Origin of the sequence: Nocardioides luteus (assembly GCF_000960475.2) — a bacterium.
In the GTDB taxonomy this organism is placed as follows: domain Bacteria; phylum Actinomycetota; class Actinomycetes; order Propionibacteriales; family Nocardioidaceae; genus Nocardioides; species Nocardioides luteus_A.
Genome location: NZ_JZDQ02000045.1, coordinates 1 through 26,726, shown reverse-complemented (window position 1 = coordinate 26,726; position 26,726 = coordinate 1). Strand labels below are relative to the sequence as shown.

The 26,726-nt window shown below is 69.6% G+C and carries 26 protein-coding genes; 11 read left to right on the top strand and 15 right to left on the bottom strand.

Features of this window, described 5'->3' with window-relative positions; genetic code table 11:
* Window positions 1-30: 30 nt before the first annotated feature.
* Window positions 31-612, bottom strand: a complete 582-nt coding sequence (locus UG56_RS24315; RefSeq protein WP_045550489.1) for a hypothetical protein — start codon at window positions 610-612, stop codon at window positions 31-33.
* A 106-nt stretch (window positions 613-718) separates the two neighbouring features.
* Here UG56_RS24315 and UG56_RS24310 point away from each other — a divergent pair, with 106 nt between their 5' ends.
* The 3 genes from UG56_RS24310 to UG56_RS24300 are packed head-to-tail and all read left to right on the top strand — an operon-like array spanning window position 719 to window position 2,923.
* Window positions 719-1,969 (top strand): isochorismate synthase, encoded by a 1,251-nt coding sequence (locus tag UG56_RS24310; protein WP_084101550.1) that lies wholly within the window; start codon window positions 719-721, stop codon window positions 1,967-1,969.
* Between the two features lie 43 nt (window positions 1,970-2,012).
* The gene (locus UG56_RS24305; RefSeq protein ID WP_045550488.1) at window positions 2,013-2,645 is read left to right on the top strand and encodes an MBL fold metallo-hydrolase; all 633 of its coding nucleotides are present in this window, start codon (window positions 2,013-2,015) and stop codon (window positions 2,643-2,645) included.
* Complete coding sequence (locus UG56_RS24300) at window positions 2,645-2,923, top strand: YciI family protein (RefSeq protein ID WP_045550487.1); 279 nt, start codon at window positions 2,645-2,647, stop codon at window positions 2,921-2,923. Before UG56_RS24305 ends, UG56_RS24300 begins: the two co-directional genes overlap by 1 nt.
* 27 nt (window positions 2,924-2,950) lie before the next feature.
* Here the strand turns inward: UG56_RS24300 and UG56_RS24295 are convergent, their stop codons facing one another.
* Window positions 2,951-3,787, bottom strand: coding sequence for a GH25 family lysozyme (locus tag UG56_RS24295; RefSeq protein WP_045550486.1), 837 nt, complete (start codon window positions 3,785-3,787; stop codon window positions 2,951-2,953).
* 205 nt (window positions 3,788-3,992) lie between these two features.
* On the opposite strand from UG56_RS24295, the gene UG56_RS24290 reads away from it, so the two are divergent.
* From UG56_RS24290 to UG56_RS24270, 5 genes are all read left to right on the top strand, one after another.
* Window positions 3,993-4,352, top strand: coding sequence for an ArsR/SmtB family transcription factor (locus tag UG56_RS24290; RefSeq protein WP_045550485.1), 360 nt, complete (start codon window positions 3,993-3,995; stop codon window positions 4,350-4,352).
* The gene (locus tag UG56_RS24285) at window positions 4,349-4,837 is read left to right on the top strand and encodes an SRPBCC domain-containing protein (protein ID WP_045550484.1); all 489 of its coding nucleotides are present in this window, start codon (window positions 4,349-4,351) and stop codon (window positions 4,835-4,837) included. Before UG56_RS24290 ends, UG56_RS24285 begins: the two co-directional genes overlap by 4 nt.
* The gene (locus UG56_RS24280; protein ID WP_045550483.1) at window positions 4,834-5,388 is read left to right on the top strand and encodes a maleylpyruvate isomerase family mycothiol-dependent enzyme; all 555 of its coding nucleotides are present in this window, start codon (window positions 4,834-4,836) and stop codon (window positions 5,386-5,388) included. Before UG56_RS24285 ends, UG56_RS24280 begins: the two co-directional genes overlap by 4 nt.
* A 61-nt stretch (window positions 5,389-5,449) precedes the next feature.
* Window positions 5,450-6,127 carry a DUF2975 domain-containing protein gene (locus UG56_RS24275; protein ID WP_045550482.1) on the top strand — a complete coding sequence of 226 codons (678 nt, stop codon included), beginning with the start codon at window positions 5,450-5,452 and terminating at the stop codon, window positions 6,125-6,127.
* Window positions 6,124-6,339 carry a helix-turn-helix domain-containing protein gene (locus UG56_RS24270; RefSeq protein WP_045550481.1) on the top strand — a complete coding sequence of 72 codons (216 nt, stop codon included), beginning with the start codon at window positions 6,124-6,126 and terminating at the stop codon, window positions 6,337-6,339. Before UG56_RS24275 ends, UG56_RS24270 begins: the two co-directional genes overlap by 4 nt.
* Window positions 6,340-6,341: 2 nt before the next feature.
* Here the strand turns inward: UG56_RS24270 and UG56_RS24265 are convergent, their stop codons facing one another.
* The 10 genes from UG56_RS24265 to UG56_RS24220 all read right to left on the bottom strand — a co-directional run bounded on the left by UG56_RS24265 (window position 6,342) and on the right by UG56_RS24220 (window position 19,351).
* Window positions 6,342-6,686 carry a hypothetical protein gene (locus UG56_RS24265; RefSeq protein WP_045550480.1) on the bottom strand — a complete coding sequence of 115 codons (345 nt, stop codon included), beginning with the start codon at window positions 6,684-6,686 and terminating at the stop codon, window positions 6,342-6,344.
* A 17-nt stretch (window positions 6,687-6,703) separates the two neighbouring features.
* Entirely contained in the window at window positions 6,704-8,308 is a 1,605-nt protein-coding gene (gene menD / locus UG56_RS24260; protein WP_071327300.1) for a 2-succinyl-5-enolpyruvyl-6-hydroxy-3-cyclohexene-1-carboxylic-acid synthase, read from the bottom strand.
* Window positions 8,309-8,319: 11 nt separating this feature from the next.
* Window positions 8,320-9,306, bottom strand: a complete 987-nt coding sequence (locus tag UG56_RS24255) for an o-succinylbenzoate synthase (RefSeq protein WP_045551168.1) — start codon at window positions 9,304-9,306, stop codon at window positions 8,320-8,322.
* Window positions 9,303-10,343, bottom strand: a complete 1,041-nt coding sequence (locus tag UG56_RS24250; protein WP_084101546.1) for an AMP-binding protein — start codon at window positions 10,341-10,343, stop codon at window positions 9,303-9,305. The genes UG56_RS24255 and UG56_RS24250 overlap by 4 nt, the downstream gene beginning before the upstream one ends.
* Window positions 10,344-10,488: 145 nt before the next feature.
* Window positions 10,489-12,432, bottom strand: a complete 1,944-nt coding sequence (locus UG56_RS28545; RefSeq protein WP_052694075.1) for a peptidoglycan DD-metalloendopeptidase family protein — start codon at window positions 12,430-12,432, stop codon at window positions 10,489-10,491.
* Between the two features lie 4 nt (window positions 12,433-12,436).
* Window positions 12,437-12,967, bottom strand: coding sequence for a hypothetical protein (locus UG56_RS24240; RefSeq protein WP_218145281.1), 531 nt, complete (start codon window positions 12,965-12,967; stop codon window positions 12,437-12,439).
* Window positions 12,967-15,078, bottom strand: coding sequence for a hypothetical protein (locus tag UG56_RS24235; protein ID WP_045551169.1), 2,112 nt, complete (start codon window positions 15,076-15,078; stop codon window positions 12,967-12,969). The genes UG56_RS24240 and UG56_RS24235 overlap by 1 nt, the downstream gene beginning before the upstream one ends.
* Window positions 15,078-17,801, bottom strand: coding sequence for an ATP-binding protein (locus tag UG56_RS24230; protein ID WP_045551170.1), 2,724 nt, complete (start codon window positions 17,799-17,801; stop codon window positions 15,078-15,080). Before UG56_RS24230 ends, UG56_RS24235 begins: the two co-directional genes overlap by 1 nt.
* On the bottom strand, window positions 17,798-19,045 hold the full coding sequence (locus tag UG56_RS28540; RefSeq protein ID WP_071327299.1) for a hypothetical protein: 1,248 nt from the start codon (window positions 19,043-19,045) through the stop codon (window positions 17,798-17,800). The genes UG56_RS24230 and UG56_RS28540 overlap by 4 nt, the downstream gene beginning before the upstream one ends.
* Window positions 19,046-19,084: 39 nt before the next feature.
* Window positions 19,085-19,351, bottom strand: a complete 267-nt coding sequence (locus UG56_RS24220; RefSeq protein WP_045547647.1) for a hypothetical protein — start codon at window positions 19,349-19,351, stop codon at window positions 19,085-19,087.
* Between the two features lie 471 nt (window positions 19,352-19,822).
* Between UG56_RS24220 and UG56_RS28535 the strand changes: the two genes are divergently transcribed.
* The 3 genes from UG56_RS28535 (at window position 19,823) to UG56_RS24210 (ending at window position 22,661) form a co-directional block, all read left to right on the top strand.
* Window positions 19,823-19,996: a hypothetical protein gene (locus UG56_RS28535; protein ID WP_160146497.1), complete on the top strand. Its 174-nt coding sequence runs from the start codon at window positions 19,823-19,825 to the stop codon at window positions 19,994-19,996.
* Between the two features lie 161 nt (window positions 19,997-20,157).
* Window positions 20,158-21,423, top strand: a complete 1,266-nt coding sequence (locus tag UG56_RS24215) for an MFS transporter (protein WP_052693281.1) — start codon at window positions 20,158-20,160, stop codon at window positions 21,421-21,423.
* Between the two features lie 227 nt (window positions 21,424-21,650).
* Window positions 21,651-22,661, top strand: coding sequence for a type IV toxin-antitoxin system AbiEi family antitoxin domain-containing protein (locus UG56_RS24210; protein WP_045547648.1), 1,011 nt, complete (start codon window positions 21,651-21,653; stop codon window positions 22,659-22,661).
* A 105-nt stretch (window positions 22,662-22,766) separates the two neighbouring features.
* Here the strand turns inward: UG56_RS24210 and UG56_RS24205 are convergent, their stop codons facing one another.
* The 3 genes from UG56_RS24205 to mmsA form a co-directional block, all read right to left on the bottom strand.
* The gene (locus UG56_RS24205; protein WP_045547649.1) at window positions 22,767-23,642 is read right to left on the bottom strand and encodes a 1,4-dihydroxy-2-naphthoate polyprenyltransferase; all 876 of its coding nucleotides are present in this window, start codon (window positions 23,640-23,642) and stop codon (window positions 22,767-22,769) included.
* A gap of 194 nt (window positions 23,643-23,836) precedes the next feature.
* Complete coding sequence (gene mmsB / locus UG56_RS24200) at window positions 23,837-25,126, bottom strand: multiple monosaccharide ABC transporter permease (RefSeq protein WP_045547650.1); 1,290 nt, start codon at window positions 25,124-25,126, stop codon at window positions 23,837-23,839.
* Between the two features lie 6 nt (window positions 25,127-25,132).
* On the bottom strand, window positions 25,133-26,665 hold the full coding sequence (gene mmsA, locus UG56_RS24195) for a multiple monosaccharide ABC transporter ATP-binding protein (RefSeq protein WP_045547651.1): 1,533 nt from the start codon (window positions 26,663-26,665) through the stop codon (window positions 25,133-25,135).
* Window positions 26,666-26,726 lie beyond the last annotated feature (61 nt).

The following is a 26,726-nucleotide window of genomic DNA, read 5'->3' as shown; positions in this document are numbered from 1 at the left end:
TTCTGTCTCGGGTCGCTGTCCGGACCGAACTCAGGCGAGCTTGTCGAAGATCTCGTCGGCGTACTTCGCCGCGTCCTTCTTCGAGGCCGCGGTCGCCTGGACGGTCAGGTCGTCGGACGCGTGCGAGCAGGTCGCCTGGGTCTGACCGGTCGACTGGTCGGCGCTGGAGTAGCAGACGTTGTCGCCCACCTTGGAGACCTCGCCACCGCCGTAGTAGGCGCTGCCGTCGCCGGCGAAGGCACGGATCATCACGGACTTCTTCATGTCCTTGGTGATGTAGGTGCGCGTGGCCATCGAGAACCCGAGAGCGTCGGACACGTTGCGGTCCTCGGTCTTCGAACTGGTCGCGTTCTGCTTGATGTACATGTCCAGCTGGTCCTCGGACGCGCCCTGCTTCTTGATGACGTCGAGGTCGTAGGAGGACTTCTTGTCCGCCGGCTTGTAGCCGCCGGACAGCGTCTCCGGGAGGGTGATCTTCACCCCCGAGTGGGAGTCGGAGTCGCCAACCCACCGCGGCAGGCCCACGCCCAGCACGACGAAGAGGGCCAAGGCGATGATGCCGAGGGTGATGCCGTTCTCTGCGACGAACGACTGCTCTTTGTTGGTACTCACGCCAGGGCACGCTACAACCCATGTGGTCAGGTATGGCAACTGGGGCGTACGCCACATACATCACTTCGACTCGTCCCGGCCGACACCACGCCGATACTCTGGTGTGGTGAGTGAGTCTGAGCAGCGGTCCCTGGTGGCCACCACCGTGGCCCTCGACGCCGGGTCGGAGACGCTCGAGGACCTGCTCGCGCTGCTGCCCGCCCGGCGCCGCGTCCTGTCCTGGGTGCGCCACGGCGAGGGCCTGGTCGGCTGGGGCACCGCCGCCGAGATCCGTACGTCCGGCCCGGAGCGGTTCGCGCACGCGGCCAAGTGGTTCGAGGAGCTGGCGGCCGTCTCGACGGTCTCCGACCCCGTGGGCGAGCCCGGCACCGGCCTGGTCGGCTTCGGCTCCTTCTCCTTCGCCGACCTGCCGGGATTCTCCGTCCTCAAGGTGCCCGCGGTCGTCGTCGGCAAGCGAGGTGACGTCGCCTGGGTGACCACCGTCGGCCCGGCCGCCACCCCGCCTCCTCCCCTGGCTCCGACGCCGCAGCCCGAGGCACCGCGCGATGTCGTCTTCGCCGATGCGTACGTCGACGGCGAGCACTGGATGCGGATCGTCGCCGACGCCGTCGCCCGGCTCCAGCACGGCGACCTCGACAAGGTCGTCCTGGCCCGCGACCTGCTCGCCGCGGCCAGCGCCCCGATCGACATCCGGGCCGTGCTGCGGCGGTTGGCCGCTGCGTACCCGACGTGCTGGACCTTCCACGTCGACGACCTCTTCGGCGCCACCCCGGAGCTGCTCGTACGCCGCGAGCGCGGCCTGGTCACGTCCCGCGTGCTCGCCGGGACGATCTGGCCGACCGGCGAGGAGGACCTCGACCACGCCCTGGCCGCGTCGCTGGCGGAGTCGTCGAAGAACCTCGAGGAGCACGAGTACGCCGCCAGGTCGGTCGCCGACGCCCTGGAGCCGCACTGCTCCTCGATGAACGTGCCCGAGGCGCCCTTCGTGCTCAAGCTGCCCAACGTGATGCACCTGGCCACCGACATCACCGGCGTGGCCAGCGACGGGGTGAGCTCGCTCGATCTGGCCGCCGCGCTGCACCCCTCGGCCGCGGTCGGCGGCACCCCGCGCGAGGACGCCGTCGCCCTCATCGCCGAGATCGAGTCGATGGAACGTGCCCGCTACGCCGGGCCGGTCGGCTGGATGGACGCCACCGGCGACGGCGAGTGGGGCATCGCGCTGCGCTCGGCCGAGATGATCGACGACCGCACCGCCCGCCTCTTCGCCGGCTGCGGCATCGTGGCGAGCTCCGACCCGGAGACCGAGCTGGCCGAGACCCAGGCCAAGTTCGTCCCGATCCGCGACGCCCTGTCCTGAACGCCCCTCGGCGGGCTGGAACCCGCGCGATAGATTCGGCGGCATGAGGATCACGAAGTTCGGCCATGCCTGTGTCCGGATCGAGCACGACGGGGCGGTGGTGGTCGTCGACCCGGGCGTGTTCACCCAGCCCGAGGCGCTCGACGGCGCGACGGCGGTGCTGATCACCCACGAGCACCCCGACCACTACAACCCGGCCCTCCTGGAGGGCAACGACGCGCCGGTCTACACCATCGGCGCGGTCGCGGCGCAGATCCAGAAGGGCGCTCCCGCGGTCCACGAGCGGACCACGGTGGTGAAGCCGGGTGAGTCGTTCGACGCCGGGCTGCCGGTCACCGCGGTCAATGACAAGCACGCGGTCATCCACCCCGACCTGCCCCACTTCGACAACTCGGGCTACCTGATCACCGCCGGCGACCAGGCGCTCTTCCACCCGGGCGACGCGCTCGACGGCCCCGGCCAGGCCGTGGACGTACTCTTTCTGCCCGTCTCCGCGCCGTGGGCGCGCTCGGGCGAGCTGATCGACTTCGCCCGCTCCGTCGGTGCCTCGCGGACCGTCGCGATCCACGACCGGGTCTACTCCGAGGCCGGCTCCGGCATCTTCGACACCCAGGCGGCCGCCCTGATCCCCGCAGAGCGCGGCTACGTACGCCTCGCGGACGGGGCCGACCTCTGATGGCACTCGTCGCAGTCGTCTACGCCTACAACGACCTTCCCGACGTACGCGCCGAGCATCTCGACGCCCATCGCGGGTTCCTCGGGAGCCAGGACACCCTGGTCCTCTCCGGCCCCACCTCCGACGGCTCCGCCCTGCTCGTCTTCGAGGGCGAGATCGCCACGGTCGAGGCCATTCTGGACGACGACCCGTTCCTCGCGGCCGGGCTCATCAAGGAGCGCCGGATCTTCGAGTGGACCCCGGTCCTCGGCTCCTGGAAGTCCCAGCTGGGCCTGTGAGGACCGGGGGCCGCCCGAACCCCGGGATCACCCCCGCGCGAGCGCCTGCAGGCGGTCGTACGCACCGTTGAACGTGTCCTGGTCCAACGGCGAGGAGGTGTACTGCCAGAAGGTGTAGTAGCCCCAGCCGGCCGGCAGCGTGCCGGGCGAGCTGGCATAGCGCGCGATCCACAGCGGGTGCGCGCTGGCGAACTGCGAGGTGTTGCCGGTGCAGGTCGTCCACCAGTCGGTGGTCGTGTAGATGACCGCGTCGCGGCCGGTGCGGTAGCGGTAGCGGCTCAGGAAGGCCGAGATCCACGAGCGCATCGACGACTGCGACAGGCCGTAGCAGGTGCCGCCGGAGTAGGGGTTGTACTCGATGTCGAGCACGCCCGGCAGAGTCTTCCCGTCGGCCGACCAGCCGCCGCCGTTGTTGACGAAGTAGTCGGCCTGCGCCGCACCGCCGGAGTCGGACGGGTTGGCGAAGTGGTAGGCGCCGCGGATGAAGCCCTGGTTGTAGGAGCCGTTGTACTGCTGCGGGAAGTAGGTGCTGTTCTTGTAGTAGCTGCCCTCGGTCGCCTTGATGTAGGCGAAGCGCTTCCCCTGACCCCACCAGTAGGCCCAGTCGACGTTGCCCTGGTGGCCGGAGACGTCGATGCCGCTCACCGTCGCCTGCGCGGTGATCGGGGTCTCGTTGCGGGATCCGCCCTTGGCGTTCGAGCCGGGCGTCGACCATCCGACGTACGCCCCGTGCTCAAGGGTGACGCCGTGGGACTTCGCGTTCTGGGTGAGGTGGCGGTCGTCCTTCTCGGCGGCGCCGGCGGACTGGGTCGGGGAGAGGGAGGTGGCGAGGAGGAGACCGGCGACGATCGCGGTCACTCTCATGGATCTGCGGCGCGAAGGACTCATGGGGCTGCCTTTCCCGAGGAGGAGACGTGCACTGAGAAGCATCGTGGCTGGGAAACATGGTGCCGCAACCGATGTCCCCCGGGGAATGTTTTCCAGTAAGCAAGTTACTCAACCAAATGGTTGACAATGCCGTACGCCTCGACCTAGCCTCGTTATCAACCAAATGGTTGAGGAGTAGCGGATGAGCGAGGACAGACTCTCCCGAGTCTTTGCGGCACTGGCGGACCCGACCCGGCGCGACCTGGTCGCCCGGCTCGCGTCGGCCGACGCGACCGTCGGCGAGCTGGCAGCGCCGTACGACGTCAGTCTCCAGGCGGTCTCCAAGCACCTCAAGGTGCTCGAGGACGCCGGTCTGGTGAGCCGGGAGTCGCGCCGCGCACCCGTACGCCTCGAAGCGGAGGTGTTCGACCTCATGACCAAGTGGATCGAGAGATACCAACAGCAGGCCGAGAAGCGCTACCAGCGCCTGGACGCGCTGCTCGCCGAGATGCAGGAAAGCACGTCACCACGAGAATCATCCCGAGAAGAGGACGCATCATGACCACCACGAAGCACGAGACCACGATCGAGGCCTCCAAGGAGACCCCGACGATCACCATCGTCCGCGAGTTCGACGCTCCCTGCGAGCTCGTCTTCCGCGCCCACGCCGACAAGGAGCTGTACGCCAAGTGGCTCGGCCCCCGCGACGTCGGGATGCACATCACCGAGTGGGACTTCCGCACCGGCGGCTCGTGGGCCTACTCGGCCGAGCGCGACGGGGACGAGTTCACCCAGTTCTTCGGCAGCTTCCACGAGGTGCGTGAGAACGAGCGCATCGTGCAGACCTTCACCTGGCGCGGCGCGCCCGACGGTGCCTCGCTGGAGTTCCTCACCTTCGAGCCACTGCCCGGCGGCCGTACCCGACTGACCGGCCTCAGCGTCGTCGAGTCCTTCGAGACCCAGGCCGCGATCATGGCCAGCGGCATGGACAAGGGCGTCATCCAGGGCTACGAGCAGCTCGACGAGCTCCTCGAGGAGCTCTCGTGAGTCCTTCCGAGCAGCACGCGTACGACGCGGCCCGGTTCGCCGAGCTCGTCGGCTCCGCCGCCCCCGAGGACTGGGCCCGCCCCAGCCCGGTGGCGGCGTGGACCGCACTGGACGTCGTCACGCACCTGGTCGAGTGGCCGCGCGACTTCCTGCGCTCCTCGGCCGGCGTGGACCTGGTCGCGCTCGACGTCGCCGCGGACCCGGTTGCGGCCTGGAAGACCCACACCGCCGACATCCAGGCCCTCTTCGACGACCCCGCCGGCCGGATGGTCTCCAACCCCCATACGGGCGACAACCCGGTCGACGTCGTGCTCTCCCAGATCTACACGCCCGACATCTGGATGCACTCCTGGGACCTGGCCCGCGCCCTCGGGCGCGACTTCGACCTCGGCGACGAGCGTGCGTCGGCGATGCTGGCCGGTGCTTCTGCGATGGAGGATGCCATGCGTGCCTCCGGCCAGTTCGGGCCTCGCGTCGAGGTTGCCGCCGATGCCTCCCCTCAGGAGCAGCTCCTCGGCTTCATCGGCCGGGATCCGTACTGGAATTCCTGACATCCAGCCGCGGCATGCCTTATCGTTTCTCGATAACATCGAGAAACGATAAGGAGTCGTCATGGCGCGACCGTCACATGACGAGAGGCCGACATCTGAGCGCGATGCGCTCACACCGTTGAGCACTCTGGTCGACGTCATCTTCATGTTCCTCGTCGTGTCGGTCCTCTTCCTCGCCACGCTGGTGACACTGAACCTGTTCGGCATCGGTGACGGCGCGAGCTTCTTCGAGTTCTCCGAGGACGTATGCGTCGAGTCCGACTCCTTCATGGTGGGCGACGACGAGCCCCCGGCCGGAACGTACACAAAGCCGGGTTCGAGGATCATGACGTCCGGCTCGACGTTCTGCACGCATCGCCCGAGCTGGGCGACGCAGCTGGCCGCCTCGGCCGGCGGGATCCTTGGCGCAACGCTACTGTTCGGGGCTTGCCTCCTCGCGCGACGGATCATCAAGGTCGCTCGGCGCGACGGGATCTTCGCAAGGAAACCGGCCGCGTCGATGCGTACGTTGGGGTGGTTCCTGCTCGCAATGTCGATCATCGTTCCCGTGGGGAACGACATCGGTAGCAGCATCTTCATCGCCTCGGCCGCAGCGCCCGAGCTGGACCTGACGTGGTCGACAGGAGTGGGCATCGAACCGGACTGGTCCCCGTTGATCCTGGGGATCTGTGCCCTCACCTTCAGTCGCGTGATGCGCCGCGGAGCGTCGCTGCAGGAGGAAGTGGCGCTGACAATATGACCGATGGCGACCACCGCGTGACCGTGCACCTCGACGCCCTCCTCGAGGAACGCGGCATGACGCTCACCGAGCTCGCAGACCGGATCGGGATTACCGTCGCCAACGCGTCGATCCTCAAGAACGGCCGCGCCCGCGCGATCAGGTTCTCGACGCTCACCGCGATCTGCGACGTACTCGAGTGCCAGCCCGGCGACATCCTGCGGGTGAGCTGACCTCAGGACAGCGTCAGGGAGCCGACGCCTGAGGTGTAGTGGGTCGCGTACGTCAGCTGCACCTGCTCCGCGCCGGGCGCGAGCAGGATGGTGGCAGCCTGCTGGATGTAGTTGCCCTCGACGTGGACGCTGACGTGACAGGCCCGCTCGGCGGGGATCTCGAAGGAGACGGTGCCCCAGTAGACGACGTACTGCCGGCCGTCGATGCTCGCGATCGGCGGCAGCTTGCCGGGGTTGTTGGCCAGCATCTTGTTTCCGCTGGTCAGATGGAGCACGAGGATGCGCTTCGCGCCGGTGTAGTAGTCGACGTAGGGCACCACACCCGGCCACTGTGGCTGTTCGGTCACGGGGTCACTGTTCCATGTCAGGCGCGGGCGAGCGCGCGGATGGCCAGGTCGAGCTGCCGGCGGCCGGCGCGGGAGACCACGGCCTCGATGACCTCGATGCCGCCGTTCGGGGAGGCGAGGGCGGCCTCGAGCTCGGGCACCGAGGTGACCGCGAGGTGCGGGATGCGGTGGGCGGCGCAGAGTGCTTCGAGCGAGGTGCCGTGCGGGGTGCCGAAGAGCCGCTCGAACCTGTCGGCGTAGTCGTCGGCGCCCTGCTCGAGCGAGGCGAAGATCGACCCGCCGTCGTCGTTGGCGACGACGATGGTGAGGTCAGGGCGGATCTCCTCGGGGCCGAGCAGGAGGCCACCGGCGTCGTGCAGGAAGGTCACGTCGCCCATCAGCGCGAGCGCGCGGGTCGACCACGGACGGCCGACGGCGGCACCGATCGCCGTGGAGACGATGCCGTCGATGCCGGCCAGGCCACGGTTGGCGATCACCTTCCGTCGCCCGCCGACGTTGTTGGGCCGCATCATCAGGTCCAGGTCGCGTACGGGATTCGAAGGGCCCAGCATCAGCAGCCCGCGGTCGGGCAGGGCGCGGGCGACACAGGCGGAGACGTCGTACGCCGTCATCTCCTGCTGCTCGTGGAGCAGCCGGTCCACCTGGCGGCTGACCTCGCGATCGGCCGAGCGCCACTCCTCCAGCCACCCGGTGTCCGGGGTGCCGTCGACGTGGAGCCGGGTGTGGATCGTCCGGTCGACCCGGAACGGGCGCGCCGGCCAGACGCCGTCGACCGCGGCCGCGATGACCTCGACGTCGGCGCGGGCGAGCAGGTTGGTGACCGGGCGGGAGAGGGTGGGGTGGCCGTAGACGACGACCCGCTCGATCCGTTCGGCGAGCGGTGACTCCAGCAGCAGGCGGTAGGAGCGCAGGGCGTTGTCGCCGGTGCGGGCGCCGGAGGAGGGCTCGGCGAGGAGCGGCCAGCCGGCGTCCTGGGCGAGGATGCGGGAGGGCGGGCCGGCATCGTCACCCGCGACGACGACCGTGAGCGGTGTCCCCGGGCCGGTCTGGATCGACTCGTGGATCATCAGCTCCGGCCGTACCGGCTCCGGGCGGACCGCGATCTCCCCCGGCTCCCACCTGTCAGGCGGGGTCAGTGGCTCGTCGAGCTGGAGGTTCCAGTGGACAGGCCCGCGCGCGGCGTCGAGGGCGTCGATCTGGTTCGCGTCGGGGGCCTCGGCCAGGTCGACGGTCTCCACCAGCCGGCCGAAGATGCCGACCTGGTCGGTCACCTGGTTGGCGCCGGTCTCGCGCAGCCGGGCCGGCCGGTCGGCGGTGACCACGGCCAGCGGCACGCCGCCGTGGGCGGCCTCGAGCACCGAGGGGTGCAGGTTGGCGACCGCGGTGCCGGAGGTGCACATCACCGCCGCGCGCGAGCCGACCTTGGTCAGGCCGAGCGCGAAGAAGCCGGCGGAGCGCTCGTCGATCCTGGTGTGCAGTCGCACCAGCCCCGCGCGCGCGGCATCGAAGGCCGCGAACGACAGCGGGGCGTTGCGCGATCCCGGCGCGATGACCACGTCGGTGACCCGCGCCTCGAGGAGCGCGGTGACGACCGCACGGGCGAGCTCGGTAGCGGTGGCCATACGTTCTTCCTTCATCGAAGCGTCTCCCGGTAGGCGAGGACATCAGCCAGACGCCGGCGCCAGAACTCCGTACGCTCCGGCGCGGCCGCCAGCGCCGGCTCGGCGAGCAGCCGCACGGGGGCCGGCGAGGCCGAGAGCACCGGCAGGACGCCGCCGGACGGAAGGAGCGGCACACCGGCGATGTCCTCGGTGAACATCGAGACCGTGCCGAGTCCGCAGGCGTAGGGCAGCTCCGGCAGCGCCGCCGCGAGCGCGATCCCGGCGGCCATCCCGACCGAGGTCTCCAGCGCCGAGGAGACCACGCACGGCAGCCCGATGTCCTCGGCGATCCGCAGGCAGGCGCGTACGCCGCCCAGCGGCTGCACCTTCAGCACCGCCACGTCCGCAGCCTCGAGGTCGCGTACGCGATAGGGGTCCGCGGCCCGCCGGATCGACTCGTCCGCGGCGATCGGCACGTCTACCGCGCGGCGTACCTCGGCGAGCTCCTCGACCGTGGGGCAGGGCTGCTCGACGTACTCGAGCCCGCCGGCGGCCCGGTCCAGCACCTTGATCGAGGCCAGCGCCTCCTCGACCGTCCAGAGGCCGTTGACATCGATCCGGACGTTGCCCGCAGGACCGAGGGCGTCGCGGACCGCCTCGACGCGGGCGATGTCGTCGGCCAGGCTCTGGCCCGGATCGGCGACCTTGACCTTCGCGGTCGCGCACCCGGAGCGGGTCACGATCTCGTGGGCACGCTCCGGCCCGACGGCCGGCACCGTGGCGTTGACGGGAACGGTCTCGCGAAGCGGCGTCGGCCAGTCCCCCGCCGCCGCCTCCTCGGCGCAGCGCAGCCACGGCTCGATCTCAGGGATGTCGTAGTCGAGGAACGGCGACCACTCGCCCCATCCACCGGAGCCCTCGAAGCGATGTATCGAGCCTGTCGAGATGACGACGCCCTCACGCTCGGTGATCCCGCGGAAGCGGGTCGTCATCGGCAGCGAGAAGACCTGCAGGTTCATCGCGACTCCACCTCGTCGCTCGTCGCCAGGCGCAGCAGGGCCTGCCGGTCGGGCTTGCCGTTGCCGAGCAGCGGGATCGCGTCGAGCGCGACGACCTGGCGGGGCGCCCAGGACCGGGGGTGCTCCGCGGCGACCCACTCCCGGGCCGCGGCGGCGTCGATGTCGCCGACGACGAAGGCGACCAGGCGCTGGCCCCACTCCTCGTCGGGCGTGCCGAGGGCCTCGGCGGCGGTGACGGCCGGGTGCTCGCGTAGCCGCCTGGCGACGATCGCGGCCGGCACCTTCACACCGCCGGTGATCACCATGTCGTCGATCCGGCCGAGGATCCTGAGCCGGCCGTCGTCGTCCAGGGTGCCGGCATCGGAGGTCAGGAACCAGCCGTCGACCAGGGCGCTCGCGGTCTGGTCGGGATCGTCCTGGTAGCCGTCGAAGAGCATCGGGCCACTGATCCGGACCCGGCCGTCGGCGCCGATCGCGATCCCGACACCGTCCAGCGGCATCGCGTCGTAGACGCACCCGCCGCAGGTCTCGGCCGACCCGTAGGTGGCGACGACGTTGATGCCTTCCTCATGAGCCCGGTCGCGCAGCGACGGGTCGATCGGGCCACCCCCGAGCAGCAGTGTGTGGAACCCGGCCAGCGCGGCGAGATCGTCACCACCGGACTCGATGATCCGGTGCAGCTGGGTCGGCACCATCGAGACGAACCGCGGCCCGTCGTTCATCGCCGCGGCGGCCTCGGCGAAGGACGCGTGGGCGGCAGCGATCACGGGCTCGAACCCCGCGAGCAGCGAGCGGGCGATCACGTTGGCCCCGGCGACGTACGAATCAGGGAGCGTCAGCAGCCACTGCCCGCTCGCCCCGACGCGTCGCGCCGACGCCGCTGCCGACGCCTTCATCGCCTCGCGTGACAGCATCACCCGCTTGGGCGTACCCGTCGACCCCGAGGTCTCCACGACCCAGTGCTCCGGCCCGCCTCCGGCGAGCCACTCGGCCATCGCGGCGACGGTCTTCTCAGCCCGTACCACCGCGTCGTCCACACCCCAACGCTATCTCCTGCGGTGCGGGGGCCTGCGGAGGGCTGGTGGGTCCGCGGGCTGTAACACGCTGTCCGTAGGTCTATCCGGTCGTTCCGATAGGGCGAGTAGTCCTACGAACGACGTGTTACACGTGCCGCGAGCGCCGCTACTGGCCGCGGATGTCGAAGTCGGCCACCAGCCCGTGGTGGTCGGACTCGAGCTTGAACGTGGCCTGCCGGGCGGCGGTGACGGTCGCGTTCGAACCGAAGAGCCAGTCGATGGTGCCGCCACCGTCGTGGGTGGCCCAGCCCTGCGGGGGCGCACCGAGGGCCTCGAAGGTGGAGGTCATCCCCGCCTTGGTCATCAAAGGCTTCGGCCCCCACGGATCGCCGTCGCCGCCGTTGCGCGGGTAGGGCGAGTTGAGGTCGCCGGCGACGAGGACGGGGCCGTACTTCTGCAGTCCCTGCGCCAGCCCGGCGAGCTTCGCGAAGCCGCGCTGCGCCTCGTCCTTACGCGCCTGGGGGCTGTTGGCGGGCGAGGTCATCGTGTGGGTCGAGATCACCGAGATGCGGCCGGAGCCGTCGCTGCTCGCGAGGACCACCCAGGTGGCGTACCTGTTGTCGTTCTTGACCCCCGTGACCGGCTTGGTGAGCTGGACGGTGCCCTTGTCGACCGCCACCCAGCGGTCGGTGCGCCACATGACGACGGGGCTGAGCGCCTGGCTGCGGGTGCCGTACTCGTCCGCCGAGGCGCGGTAGGTGCCGTAGCCACGCACCGAGATGTCGGAGACCGTACGCGACTGGGCCTCGTTCAGGGAGACGAAGTCGGGCCCGTGCTCCATGACCTCGGCCAGGTCGGAGCGGTATCTCGAGCGGGACAGGGTGACCTTGATGTTGGCCTGCGCCAGGCGCACCTGCGGGCCGGAGACCGCTGCCGGCGAGGCTCCGACCTGGCCCGCGCCGGGCAGCCCGGCGGCCTGCTTCGTGGCCTCGAGGGTCTTGCCGATGTTCTTGGTCAGCCAGGCGGCCGGATCGACCTGGTCCTGCAGGTAGCCGCCGCCATGCGGGTGCACCTCGAAGTGGAGGTGGCAGCCGGTCGAGTTGCCCTCGCTGCCGACCTGCCCGATGACCTGGCCGGCCTTCACCATCTGGCCCTCGCGGACCGAGAGCGACTGCATGTGGGCGTACCACGTGGTCAGGTTGCCGGGCGCCGTCTGCACCTTCACCAGCCAGCGACCCGCCCAGCCCCAGCCGCCGCCGGACTCGATCACGATCGTGCCGCCGTGGGCGGCCTGCACCGGGGTGCCGCACGGCGCGGAGTAGTCGTTGCCGGTGTGCATGTTGGCCCAGTTGGAGCCGGAGTTGCCGTAGTTGCCCTGATCGACCGCGAGGCCGGCCTGGATCGGGCGGATGACGGTGGTGCTGATCCCGGCCAGGCCGATCGTGCACGAGACGTCGGTCGCGGTGGCCTTCAGGTCGGCGGCCGAGACTCCGTCGGCGAGCGCGGCGACGAGCGCCCGCGCCTCGTTCTCGTGCTGGGCGTACGCCAGCGGGAATGCCGATCGCTGCACCGCCTGCGCGGCCGCGGTGACCTGCATCTTGCGCCATCCCGGGATGTCCAGGAGACCGGTGTTGCCGGTATGGGCGGCCACGCCGTAGAACGCCTGGGCGGACTTGACCGGGTTCATGATGTCGGCGACGGTGCCCCACCCGGAGACCGGGCGCTGCTGGAAGAGACCGACCGAGTCGCGGTCACCGTAGTCGAGGTTGCGCAGGGCGCTCTCCTGCATCGCGGTCGCGAGCGCGATCACCCACCCGTAGGCGGGCACGCCGGACTGCTTGCCGACCGCCACGATCGTCCGGGCGTTCTGGATCTGCTCGGTGTCGAACCCGGCGATGCTGCCCTCGGGGACCTCACCGTCGGGGCCCAGGTTGCCGGCCGGGACCGCGTTGACCCCGCCGACACAGCCCGACTGGGCCTGGTCCTGGTTGCTCTGCTCGGTGCTCGCCAGACCGCCGACCAGGATCACCAAGGCACCGGTGACCACAAGGACGAGCGTGGCCGCACCGGCCACGATCCCCCAGATCAGACGTGCCTTGAAGATCCACATCGCCCTAACCCCCCGGAAGGATGTTGGCGACGTACCAGACGTTGTCGACCAGCGTCAGGTAGACGATGACCTTGGGGCCGTCGGTGGTGACCTCGACCCGTGCCTCCCCGTCGTTCTGCTCGAGCACCTTCGCGGCGCCGACCACCTTGGTCGCCGGTACGGTCGCCGGGTCGGTGGTGCCCAGTGCCTGGGCCAGCGACTCGTCCGGGCGGGCGGCGTTGATCCCGGCCCACCACTCGTCGGTGGTCAGGTCGGGACGGGCCCAGGCGGTGACGAACTTGGTCGCCAGGGGCACCGGGTCGGGCACGGGTGCCGGCGATCCGGTGGCTTCGGGGCTCTGCTCCGCCGACACCGAGCCCCGCTCGGGCTGCGAGGCCGGCTCGGCGTCGGGCGCGTCGCTCCACTGGGCGATGAGCCAGATCACGAAGACGATCCCGACGACCACCGAGAAGAACCGGAACGGCGACCTCATGGGCCACCTCAGCACCGGCGCGATGACCTCCCACAGCACACCACGCGTCGTTGTCGACCGCACTACCGGGCTCCTCCTTCAGCTGACCCCCAGCTGGAACCGTTGTCGACAGGAACCGAGCGGTTCCCGTTCGGTGAGTAGATGACGAAGACCGGGTTGCCGTCCGCGTCGTAGTCCACGTTGGCCTCCGCCACCGGCGAGTGCCGCGGCGGCTCCGGCTCGCGGTCGGCGTAGGCGGTGTGGTCGACAGGGCTCGGCGCGTCGGGGCGGTCGTTGGCATAGACCTGCGCGGCGGCGGGTCCAGGAGTCGGCTCGTCGCGCTCGGCGGAGCGCGAGTCGAACCACTGTCCGGCCACGCGCTCGCCGTCGTTGCCGCTCATCGAGGAGCCCAGGGCGTACGTCGGTGTGCTGCTCGCCCCCGCTCCGGCACCCAGCGCTCCGGCGGCCGTCACCGGCGCCGGGTTGGGCACCTGCTCGGCGAACATCGCCGGCCGGCTGCCGGTCAGCTCGTGGCCGGGCATGTAGACCCCACCGGGGCTCGAGACCGCTCCGGTGCCGGCCGGGACACCACCGGTGGCCGGCGGCCGGTCGGCGGTCGCGTCTCGGACCCCGGCCTCGGTGCCCGTCCGGGCACCGACGTACGAGGAGAGCATCGAGGTGAGCCGCCCCATGCCCGGCAACGGGATCCCGTACGCCGCGGGGCGGGTGAGTCGCCAGGCCAGCACGGTCAGCACCGCGATCAGCCCCAGCTTGAGCACGAACCACATCGTCGAGGTCAGGATCGCCGAGTCCAACCGCAGCAGCAGCAATGCGACCAGGAAGTAGATCGGGCCCATCACCAGCGGCCCCACGACCCGCTTCAGCATCGCGACCGCCGCGTCCCGGGTGTGGTCCAGCATGAACAGCACCCCCGCGGCCGGCGCGAACGGCACGATCAGCCGGATCAACGCGAACGACAGCAGGATCGCCAGGCCCGCGACCAGCAGGAACCCGCACACCACGACGACCACCACGAGGTTCACCAGCGCCGTGGTCGCCCGCTGGGACCAGTGCTCGCCCTTGAAGTACTCGTAGGCCACCGGGTCGGACTTCTTCACCGCCTCGGCATGCTTCTTGAACGCGTCCTGCTTGGCCTCCAGGACCTTCTTGCCCTCGCCGTTGGGGTCCTTGCGGTAGGCGTCGTACTCCTGCCAGGAGAAGTGTGTCGCCCGGAACACCCGCGGCCCGTAGGTCTTCGCGGTGGCCGAGTCGGGATCACCGAACGCACCGGCCAGCCAGGTCCGGTACTGCGTCGAGCGCACCACCTCGTCCATCTGGCCGTCCACGGCCTTGACCGCATCGGTCTCGCCGAACTTGTCGTCACCGACGCCGGGGACGGTTCGGCCGTCGTTGAACCCGGCCGCGATCAGACCCGTCGCCGACCGCACCCCGTCGTCGACCAGCTTGGTCGACTCGACCGGATACTGGATCAGCCACGACGTCACCACCAGCACGCCCAGGGCCCAGCCCGCCGCCGTGACCGCCCGCGCGAACCGGCCGTCCCGTGCCCGGATCATCACCGTCGCCGCGACCAGCAGCAGCACCACGCTCACCCAGGGCGCCCAGACCCCGTCCGTGACCGCCTTGGACGCCGCCACGATCGGGTCGTCCAGCGCCTTCAGGAAGGAGTTCTCCCCGATCACCGCGTTCAGCAGCGCGTGCGACCAGTTCGGCAGGATCCCCGAGATCTCCAGCATGATGTTGCCGATCGAGGTCCCCGCCCCCGCGATGAACTGCCCCGTGCACCCGTTGTCATAGGTCCACCACTGCGGAGAGGTGCCGTAGGCCGACTCCAGGGAGACCTCGTCCTTGTTGCGGAACGGGTCCAGCTCGTCGTTGATCTTCTCCGGATCGTTCAGCTCGGTCCCGGCCTTCGACGCCGCCCCCAACGCCGTCATCCGCACGATGAACGAGCCGTCCCCGTAGGGAGAGGCCGGCATCGGCGCGTCCAGGTTGTTGCACGCATCGCTCACACCCGAGAGCCCACCCGTCGGATCGAACGGGATCGGGATGTCGATCCCCCGCGTCCCCGCGGCCGCCGGCCCGGCGACCGACAGCAGAGCGACGACGAGTACGACGAGGGCGGCAGCCCTACGGCGCAGGGCTGTCCTCCGAGGAGCGGGGCGCGACGACATCAGCCGATCCCGTCCCCGGAACGATCTGTCTCGGAGGGGTCGGCCGGCTGTCCGCCGATGGCCCGGCTGACCCGGCGGGTCGGGTCGGCGGTGGTGTTGAGCGCCTCCTGCAGACCCGGGTGGTGGTTGAGGGTGACCTTGATGATCTCCATGCCGCCGTGGCCGGTGTCGCCACCGAGGCCGTCGCGGTAGATGAACTCGCGGTAGCCCAGCTGCTCGTCGCCGCGGCGGGTGCGCGGCGAGAGCCGCGCCAGGATCGACTCGTAACCCAGGCCCTCCGGCTTGCCGAGCAGCTTGAGCGCGTCGCGCTGGGCGGTCTCGTCCTGCGTACGTCCCACGAAGGCCGCCCCGACGAAGTTGTTGATGTCGGAGCCCAGGATCGCGGAGGCGTTCTGGGTGGAGACCAGCGCGGCACAGTTGTTCTTGCGGGAGTCGCTGGAGAGCTTGTGGACCAGGGCTCGCCCGGTGCCGCCGCTCGCCTGGGTGACCTCGTGGGCCTCGTCGAGCGCGAACAGCTTCCGCTCGTTGGGGTCGCTGCGGTAGATCAGGTGGAGCGCGGACCAGGCCGCGAGGGTCATGATCGGGCGCGCCATCTGCTCCTCGGCGCTCCACTCCTCCCGCGGCACGTGCTCGGGCGGGGTGTTGAGTCCCTTGAGGTTGTAGAAGGTGAACGGCGTGCCCTTCAGCTCCGCGTCGGACTGCAGGAAGTCGTTGCCGAAGAAGAGGCGGCCCAGCTCGCGCTCGCGGGCGGCGGCGAGCTCGCGGGCGATCTCCTGGTCGCCGCCGTCGCCCTCGAAGAGCATCTTCACGATCGTCGAGGTGTCGGCGCCGCGGTCGGCCTGCGCCTCCATGACACGGGCGCGGATGCGCTTGAGCACCTCCTCGTTGTTGGCCAGTCCGACCGGGAGGCAGGAGCGGAGCACGGAGACGGTCAGGTCGCGGCGCTGCTGCACGGCGGCCGACCGCTCCCGGTGGAGCCGCTCGGCGAACTCGTGGTCCGACATCGCCTCGGCCCGGATCAGCTCCGGGTTGGGGTCGGGCACGACCGCGTAGGGCGACAGCGACCCCGGGCGACCGCCGAGGACGTCGACGCTGCGGGCGCGGGCCGGCACCTGCTGGCCGTTGAAGAGACCGCCACCGATCTCGGGCAGCGCCATCAGCCGCTGCAGCCGGCCCGCCGGGTCCATGGCGACGCCGTGGATGCCGGACAGGATCGACATGTAGATGACGACGCCCATCAGCGTCGACTTTCCGGAACCGGGGGTGCCGACCAGCGGGATCAGACCGGCCTGCTCCATGACCTCGGTGAGGTACCACGGGTCCATCAGAACGGCCCGCGAGGCCATCGCCGAGGTCTCGCCGAGGTAGAAGCCGCGCTTGTCGCCGACCTCCGCGGTGACGGCCGGGAGTCCGGCGGCGACCTTGAGGACCGGGAACTTGCGGGCGTGCGCCGTCGACGCGAGCGGCTCGCCCGGGACGAACTCGCGCGCCAGGTGGTACTGCCCCAGCTGACGGGTGATCTTGATCTGCGGCCGGTAGAGGTCGACGACCTTCTGCGCCTTGTCGAGCGCCTCCGCCTCGGTGCGGCCGGTCACGGCGATGCGGTACCAGCCCCTGGTGCGGGTGGACAGGCCGGTGAACTCCGAGCGCATCTCGTCCTCGACGTCGGCGGCCCGGCCGGCCTGACGCGAGAGCTGCTTGGGAGGCCGCTTGCCGTGGTCCTCGGACCAGTGGCTGACCTGGCCGTCGATGCGGCGGGTCAGCGACGCCATCTCGCGGGAGACGTCCTCGGGCGAGCGCGGCTCGACCCTGAAGGACCACTCCACCGGGAAGCCGAGCGCGTCGGTCTTCGCCATCCACGGCGCATGGGTCTCCGGGACCTCGATGTCGCCGATGCGCGAGACGGTCAGTACGCAGACGTGGCTGGTCTCCTGGCGGCCACCGATGCTGCTGGTGACCTGCACGGTCGGCGCCAGCGGCTCGGCCGACCACGCCACCGACTCGAACCACTCGGCCATGTCGTCGGTGTCGAGGAAGTTCTGCTGGGCCTCGCCCGGCTCCGGCACGGGGATCTTCGCGCCCAGCGAGAGCGAACGCGCGATCATCCACTCCATGTCGTGGCCGACCGCGGGCCGTGCGGAGAAGCCGGGTCGCGACATCACCCGGTTGACCGTGTCGAGCCGCTCGCTGATCGCGGCCATCTCCCGCTCGGCGGCGCTGGCGGAGAACTTCGCCAGGGTCCGCACCGTCGCGTCGCGACGGCCGAGGTCGACGCCGTAGTAGACGAGCTTGTCGGCCTGGCTGTGGGCGGCCATGTGGGCCTGGTTGCGCGCCATCATCTCCTCGAACCCGGGCTGCGGGTCGGGGGCGTTGGCGAACGCGGCATGCGCCCAGTGACGTACGGGGTAGGGGCGGGTGGTGACCCGGCCGTGGATCGTGTTGCCGACCAGGTCGGCCAGCTGGCTCGCCTGGTCGGTGATCAGGGCCTCGAGGTCGGAGTGGGCACGGAACGACCAGGTCTGCGGCTCGGCGAGGTACCAGGCGATGATGCGGTCGCCGGTGAAGGTCAGGTGACCGCGCACCTCCTCCAGCGCCCACTTGTCACCTCTGGGCTCATGGACGCCCTTCGAGTCGTCGCCGCCCCGGCCGAAGACGCTCTTGCGTCCCGGCTTGGGCTTCTCGAAGCCAGGCCCGTAGGCCCGCTCCGTTCGCGGCCGCCTCATGCGGTTCCTCCGTCGTTGGGTGCGTCGTCGCCGTTGAGGCGCTTGCGGTAGTCGTCCACGCTCTGCGGGCGCTCGTCGGTCGCCGCCCACTCGTCCTGATTGTCCCTGGGACGCGTACGTCCCGAGGGCGCATCGTCGAAGTCGTCGAAGTCGTCGGCGTCGTCGAAGTCATCGAACCCCGGCTCCGGCGCGATCACCACGGCCGGCCTGACCGCGTGCGAGAGCGGCTGCCTCGCCGGCTTCGGTGCGGGCTCAGGTGCGGGCTCAGGGGCGCGTTTCGGCGCCGCAGGGGCCGATGAAGAAGGTGGCGGCGGAGGCGGAGGGGGTGGCGCCGTGGGCGGAGCAGGCGTCGACGTCGGAGCAGGCGGGGCAGGCGGGGCAGGCGGGGCCGGCGGGGCGGGCGGAGGCGGAGGGGCTGCAGAGGCAGCTGACCCGGGGGCCGGCGCGGGCTGGTCCTGCTGCGCGCTGCGCGCGCTCGCTCCCTCGCTCGGCCTCGCTCCGGTCGTCTCCTGCCGGGCCTGCCACGGCGCGCCACCCTTCCACGGGACGTCTCGGGGCTCACGCGGCGAGGAGGACGGCCGGCTCGACCAGCCCCCCTTCGCCGGACGTACGCCGCCGACCTGCTGCTGCCTGGCAGGCCGGGCCTCGGGCTGGACCCTGAGATCGGCCGGGAGCGGCTCCTCGACGACCTTGGCCTCGATCACGCGCCGCACGGGCGCGGCCTTGCCGCGCACCGGCTGGGCCGAAGCGAAGCCCGAAGCGACGTGTCCCGTCGCGCTCGGGGTCGTGGCGACGACCGTCGCCGGCAGCATCCGCGGCGACGGCGTGGCACCCGGCTGCTGGGCGAACCGCCGGCCGGGCCGGCGCATGGCCTTCGCCCACCCTCCTCGCGGGGTCGTCGCATGCCGGAACGCGGCGGCTGCGCCGCATGCGTACTGTGCGCCCGTCTCCACGCGCGGCGTGGTCAGCTCGTGCCAGAAGGTCATCAGCCAGGCGCCGGCCGAGCTCTCCGAGCTGATGTAGTCGGAGGCCTTCATCGAGAGGTAGGAGGCGCCGATCAGCCACAGCCCCATGCTGAGCAGCGTCACCGGCATGCCCAGCTTGCGCAGCAGCACAAGGGTCACCGGCGCGATCACCAAGAAGAGGAAGATGGTGCGATAACGCATCTCCCCGATGTAGCGACGAGGGGGACCGAGATAGGTCTGGTCGACCTCGTACAGCTCGTCGTCGTCAGGCAGCCTCATCCCCGAGATCCCTCCCTGGGTTAGCTAACGGGACCGAGTTCACCCCTTGAAGAGACCAGCCATCCATTGACCGAGGTCCGTGGCGTTGTTGCCCACGGCCAGGCCGAGGACGCCGAGACCGATGATCAGGCCACCGACGATCGTGACGGCCTTGGAGATGTTGCCGCTGCGGGCAGCCCACAGGACCGTGACGCCGAGGATCAGGACGACAAGCGTGATGATGTTGTCGGTGATCCACTCGGCCAGGCCGCCGGTGCCATACTCGGCGGCTTGCGTCGTATTTTGAATCAGTTGGTGCGGTGCCATTGTTCTGCTCCCTTTCCCGAGGTGAGGTGTGGTTGCCGGACGCGTCCGGAAGTTATTCGGTTGTCCCGCCCGGCGCAGCCCCATGCGGCACCAGTGGGTGGAGGCGCCCGCCCCTCCCGCGCGCTGACGCAAACTCCCGGGCATCGGCATTCTGGACAAACGCCACCGCCATGTGAGACGAGGGTAGTCCTCAGACCGCCTCGGCGCACCTCGTTCCACCTGACGACACGTGTCTCAGCGCGCGCGTGCACGCCAACGAGCGACACCCCGCTACACGGTTGTCGTGCCACACACCGGACCGCTGCGCGCGACACCGTCCCGCTCAGTGGTCTCCTTCGGCGAATTCTTGCGAGGGGAGGCTAACTTCGGGGAATCTATATCCCGGCGCATCCTCGCGAATTTCGCGCGCTTGCGTCTGGATTCGCGAATTTACATTCCATTCAATCGGATTTCTCGGGAGGACGAGCTCACATGGACAAGAAGAAGATCTTCATCGTCATCGGCGCCCTGTTCGTCGGGTTCTGGCTGTTCACCGATCCGCAAGGACTGACCAGCACGGTCTCGGCCATCGCCGGCGGCATCTGGGGCGTCACCACCGACGTCTTCGGCGGCGTGATCGGCACGATCGAGGGCTCCACCCGCTGACCCAGGCAACGACCAACGCCGACGCACGGGCGTCGGCGCGATGGGCTCCTTTTTTCTCGCTGCCCGGTGTGGGGACCGCGCAGCACGGATAACTGTTTGACGCCGGACTTCGCGAGGACAAGACTTCGCTTGTCTCGATGTCAAGATAGTTTGGAGTCGACGTGTCCCCTCACTTCATCCGGTTGAGGGACAAGGTCCTCTCAGACGACCCGCTCATCCGGGCGATGTCGTACCAGTCGGTGCTGTCGGCCTTCGCCGAAGGCACCTTTCTCACCGGTTCGGCGGTCTTCTTCACCCAGATCGTCGGCCTCTCCGCCGCACAGGTCGGCCTCGGTCTCACGATCGCGGGCGTCGCAACCTTCTTGTTCGCCGTCCCCCTGGGCCGACTCGCGGATCGTCTCGGCACCCGGTTCAGCTGGATCGCCGGTGCCGTCCTCCAGGCGCTGCTGTTCGGTGCCTGGGTCCTGGTCGGCAACTTCGCGGCGTACGTCGCCGTCGAGGTGCTCCTCGCGCTCGCCTCCTCCTGGCAGCGGTCGGGTCGCGACGCCTATCGGATCTCGGTCTTCCCCGCGGCGACCCGGGTGCGTTCGTTCGCCTACATGCGAGCCGCCCGCAACGTCGGCTACACGCTCGGCGCCCTGGCCAGCGGCCTCGCCCTGGCGGCCGACTCCAACACCCTGATCAAGGCCGCCCCGCTGATGACCGCCGTGGTGCTGCTGTTCAACGCCTACTGGATCTCGCGCCTCCCCCGCCTCGCCGACGCTGCCTCGCCCGGCGACCTGAAGAAGGACGTACGCGACCGCCTCGGCGCCCTGCGCAACCGCGCGTTCCTGGCGACCACGTTCTTCGACGGCGTGCTCGGCACCCACCAGGTCCTCCTCAACGTCGTCATCCCGCTGTGGCTGGTCCAGGAGACCGACGCGCCACGGGTGCTGCTGGCGTGGCTGTTCGGGACCAACACCGTCATGGCCGTCGGGCTACAGGTCATCGCCGCCCGCGGCGTGACGGACGTGACGACGTCGCTTCGGGCTCAGCGGCGCGGAGCGCTCTGCTTCCTCGCCTCCTGCGCCATCATCGCGGTCACCCACGACACCGTCGGCCTGATCACGATCGCCCTCGTCTGGCTCGGCCACGTGACCGTCACCGGCGCGGAGCTCTTCCAGTCCGCCGGCGAGTGGGGCCTGGTCGCCGACCTCTCCGACCCGGAGCACCGCGGCGACTACCAGGGCGCCGCCCAGGTCGGCTACACCCTCGGCACGGTGTGGGCCCCCGCGGCGTACACGTTCCTGGCCATGGAGCTCGGCCACCTCGGCTGGGCCCTCATCGCGGGCATCATCATCGTCGCCGCCATCGCCGTCCACCCCTCCGCCCGCGCCGCCGAGCGCTACCTCGCCCAGCGGGCCCGGCCCGTCCCCGAGCCGGCGTAGCCGCCAGGGGGAATTGAGTCCCCCGGGCCCGGCGGGATGTAACACGTCGTTCGTAGGACTACTCGCCCTATCAGAACGACCGGATAGTCCTACGAACAGCGTGTTACACCCCGCCCCGAGCTCGGCTATGGGCCACCATCCATCCACAGCCCAACGTCGAGCCGGGGTTATCCACAGCGCACTCATCAGCGCCGAGAAGTGTCGACGCAGGGCCACAGGCTGGAACCATGAACCCACACCTCCAGGCGATCATGGCGGCCAACCACGGCCTCATCACCCGCAGTCAGGCGCTCGCGGCCGGGCTCGATCTCGACACGCTCTATCGGTACGTCAAGAGCGGCTCGTGGACCGTCGTCCGCCGCGGGGTCTACGCCGAACGCACCTACGTCGAGAGCATCACGCTGCCCACTGACAGGCGCCGCCTTCGCGACCGGGCCGCCTGCGCAGCCATCACGGTCCCGTTCGTACGAAGTCATGAGACGGCTGCCCTCGAGCTCGAGATGGGCATCCTCCTACCCCCGATGCCCCAGACCCATGTGACGCGCCATCCAGTGGTCGGCACCCACAACAAATGGGGCGTGAAACATCACCTTGCGCCCTACTCCGACGATCAAGTGGTTCAGGCGAACGGTTTCGATGTGCTCGGTCTTGCCCGGACCGCGGTCGACATCGCGCGTGAGCACGGCCGCCCGTACGGTGTCGTCGCCGTCGATTCCGCGCGTCGGATGGGAGTGTCCCTCGACGAGCTCTGGGCGGTTCTCGACCACATGGAGCACTGGCCCAACCGCCGTCTGGTGCGGGAGGCCATCGAACTCTCGTACGCAGGTGCCGAGTCGGTTGGCGAGTCACTCACCCGAGACGTACTCGAAGAGCTGGGAATGACCGGAATCGAGACCCAGTTCGAGATCACGGACGGCGTACGCACCGCTCGATTCGATCTCCGGGTGGGCCGCCACGTCTTCGAGTTCGACGGCCGGAGCAAGTACGTCCCTGTCGCCGACGGAGGGCTGGCGCTCCGCTCAGTCGATGACATCCTCGCCGAGGAGAAGACCCGCCAGGACTGGGCCCACGGCTTCCATCTCGGCATGTCGCGGATCGAATGGGCCGACCTCTTCGGCCGCAACCGCAACTACCTCAAAGACCGCCTCGCCCGGGAGTACCTCGCCACCTGCCGAGCCTTCGGCACCGACATCTCAGACCTGGAACGATTCCGCGTACGTCGCCCGAAGGCGGCCTGAGGCTGCCTCGCCGCTGCTGTAACACGTCGTTCGTAGGACTACTCGCCCTATCAGAACGACCGGATAGTCCTACGAACGACGTGTTACACCCCGCGCGGCGAGGCCTCAGACGAACAGCAGAGGTACGCCGACGAGCAGCCCCCACACCAGCGTGGCCAGCCCGGTCTGCTGAAGGACCGGGATCAGCCGCGGGCCCAGGTTGGCGCGGTCGAGAATCGTGCGTACGCCCTGAGCGGCGACCGCGACGAACCCGAGGCCGAGCAGCGCCCACCAGGACGTCGTCAGGGCCACGAGCACGACCGAGACGGCGGCGACGGCCACGAGGGCGACGTAGAGCCAGCGGGTGCGGGCGTCGCCGAGGCGTACCGCGAGGGTGATCTTGCCCGACTCGGTGTCGCCGGGGATGTCGCGCAGGTTGTTGGCGACGAGGAGCGCGGAGGTGATGGCGCCGATGCCGACGCCCGCCCACAGCGCGCCCCACTCCCAGCTCCGGGTCTGGACGTACGTGGTGCCGATGACCGCGACGAGCCCGAAGAAGACGAAGACCATGACCTCACCGAGGCCGGCGTAGCCGTAGGGGTGCGAGCCGCCGGTGTAGTACCAGGCGGCGATCATGCAGACCAGGCCCACGACGACCAGCCACCACGCGGAGGTCACCGCCAGCACCAGCCCTGCCACCGCGGCGACCCCGAAGGCGATGAACGCGGCGCGCTTGACCGAGGACGGTGCCGCGAGCCCGGAGCCGGTCAGGCGCAGCGGCCCCACCCGCTCGTCGTCGGTCCCCCGGATCCCGTCGGAGTAGTCGTTGGCGTAGTTGACCGCGACCTGCAGCGCCAGCGCCACGACGAGCGCGAGCAGCGCCTTCCACCAGACCAACCCACCGGCGTACGCAGCCACCCCTGTCCCGGCGATGACCGGCGCGAGCGCCGCGGGGAGTGTGCGAGGACGGGCTCCCTGGAGCCACTGAGCGGAATTTGCCACGCCGCTATTCAACACCGGTGGCTCGAGGCGGGTGCGGCTGGGCTGTAACACGTCGTTCGTAGGTCTATCCGGTCGTTCCGATAGGGCGAGTAGTCCTACGAACAGCGTGTTACACGGGCCGCCGACCCCGAAAACCCGACGACCCCCGCCTGGGGGGAGGGCGGGGGTCGCGGGGTGGGGGTGCGGGAGATGGATCAGGTCTTCGAAGGGTCGCCGGAGGAGTCGACGCTCAGCTCGGCCTCCATGGCCTCGATCTCCTCGGCCAGCTTGTCGGGCGGCGGAGCGCTGGGCTCGGCGGACTCGGCGCCAGCACCACCGGAGCCGGCGGTGCGGCGCTTGTTCCACACGTCGAAGGCGACGGCGAGCAGGAGCACGAGGCCCTTGATCGCCTGCTGCCAGTCGATGGAGACACCGAGCAGCGACATGCCGTTGTTGAGGACACCCATGACGAGACCACCGATGATCGCGCCGACGACCGTGCCGACACCGCCGGTGACGGCTGCGCCACCGATGAAGGCTGCGGCGATCGCGTCGAGCTCGAAGTTCACACCGGCCTTGGGGTTGGCCGCCGTCAGACGGGCGGTGGTGACCAGACCCGCGAGACCCGAGAGCAGACCCATGTTCATCATGACCATGAAGTCGACGCGCTTGGTGTTGACGCCGGACATCGTGGCCGCGTCGACGTTGCCGCCGATGGCGTAGACGTGCCGGCCGAACACGGTCCGGTTCATGATGAACGTGTAGACCACGATCAGGCCGCCCAGGATCAGGCCGACGATCGGCAGACCGCGCGCGTCGGCGAGCAGGTAGGCGAAGTACATGATCACGATCGTCAGCAGCGCCAGCTTCACCACGAAGAGCGGGAAGGGCAGGACGTCGAAGTTGTACGCCGCCTGAGCGTTCCGGCGCCGCACCTCGAGCACGATGAGCACCGCGACGGCGGCGACGGCGATGAGAAGCGTCAGGTTGTGGAACCCGGTGTCCGGCCCGATCTCGGGCAGGAAGCCGTTGCCGATGGCCTTGAACGGCTCGGGCAGACCACCGACGGTCGCGCCCTTGAGCACGACCAGGGTCAGGCCGCGGAAGAGCAGCATCGAGGCCAGCGTGACGATGAACGCCGGGATCCCGACGTACGCCACCCAGAAGCCGTGCCAGGCGCCGATCGCGGTGCCGATCAGCAGGCCGAGGAAGACGGCCAGCCACCACGGGAAGTCGTACTGGGTCATCATGATCGCCGAGGCGGCGCCCACGAAGGCGGCGACCGAACCGACCGAGAGGTCGATGTGGCGCGCCACGATCACGATCACCATGCCGATGGCCAGGATCAGGATCTGGGCGTTCTGGACGACCAGGTTGGAGACGTTGAGCGGCTTGAGCAGCACGCCCTCGGTCGAGATCTGGAAGAGGATGACGATCGCCGCCAGAGCGATGATCATCCCGTACTGGCGGACGTTCCCGCGCAGCGTGTTGAGCAGGGCATTCATCGGGTCTTACTTCCTCGCGTCCGCGGTCATGTAGCGCATCAGGGACTCCTGGGTGGCCTCTGAGCGGTCGAACTCATGGGTGATCACGCCCTCGGCGAGCGTGTAGATGCGATCACACAGACCGAGCAGCTCGGGCAGCTCGGAGGAGATCACCAGTACGCCGCGACCGCTGCGGGCGAGCTCCTGGATGATCCCGTAGATCTCGTACTTGGCACCGACGTCGATGCCCCGGGTCGGCTCGTCGAGGATCAGCAGCTTCGGGTCGGTGTACATCCACTTGGACAGCACCACCTTCTGCTGGTTGCCGCCGGAGAGCTTGCCGACGCCGGAGGTGATCGAGGGCGCCTTGATGTTGAGGTTCTTGCGGTAGCCCTCGGCGACCACGACCTCCTTGCGCTCGTCGACGACCAGCCCGGTGCGCAGCTTCTTCAGCGCCGCCGCGGTGACCGAGGTCTTGATGTCGTCGATGAGGTTGAGCCCGAGGCCCTTGCGGTCCTCCGAGACGTACGCGATGCCCGCATCGATCGCCTGGGTGACCGTGTTGAGGTGCAGCTCCTGGCCCTCCAGCACCAGCGAGCCGGAGGTCCGGGAGCCGTAGGAGCGGCCGAAGATCGACCGCGCCAGCTCCGTACGTCCCGCACCCATCATCCCGGCGATGCCGACGATCTCGCCGGCCCGCACCGACAGGTTGGCCTGCCGGATGACCTCGCGGTGGCTGTCCTGCGGGTGCATGACGGTCCAGTCACGCACCTCGAAGAGGACGTCCCCGATGGACGGGGTGTGGTCGGGGAAGCGGTTCTCGAGGTCGCGACCGACCATCCCGCGGATGATCCGGTCCTCGTCGACGCCACCGGCGGCGACGGACAGGGTCTCGATGCTCTTGCCGTCGCGGATGATCGTGATCTCGTCGGCGATCTGCTCGATCTCGTTCAGCTTGTGGCTGATCATGATCGAGGTGATCCCCTTCTCCTTCAGCCCCTTCAGCAGGGCGAGCAGGTGCTGGGAGTCGTCGTCGTTGAGAGCGGCGGTCGGCTCGTCGAGGATGAGCAGCTTGACCTCCTTCGAGAGCGCCTTGGCGATCTCGACGAGCTGCTGCTTGCCGATCCCGAGGTTCTTCACCGGGGTCAGCGGGTTCTCCCGCAGACCGACCCGCGCGAGCAGGTCGATCGCCTCGCGGTTGGCGCGGCCCCAGTCGATGATGCCGCGCTTGGCGGTCTCGTTGCCGAGGAAGATGTTCTCCGCGATCGAGAGCTCGGGGATGAGGGCGAGCTCCTGGTGGATGATCACGATGCCGGCGGCTTCGCTCTGCCGGATGTTGGCGAACGTGGCGGTCTCGCCCTCGAAGACGATGTCGCCGGTGTAGGTGCCATGGGGGTAGACCCCGCTGAGCACCTTCATCAGGGTGCTCTTGCCGGCGCCGTTCTCACCGCAGATCGCGTGGATGTCACCGCGGTTGACGACGAGGTTGACGTCGGACAGCGCCTTGACGCCGGGGAACTCCTTGGTGATGCCGCGCATCTCCAGGATCGGTGAGCTCATGTGGTTCCTGCTATCTGGCCAGATGCCGGCGTGGGCCCGGTCCGGAGGGTCCCGGGCCCAC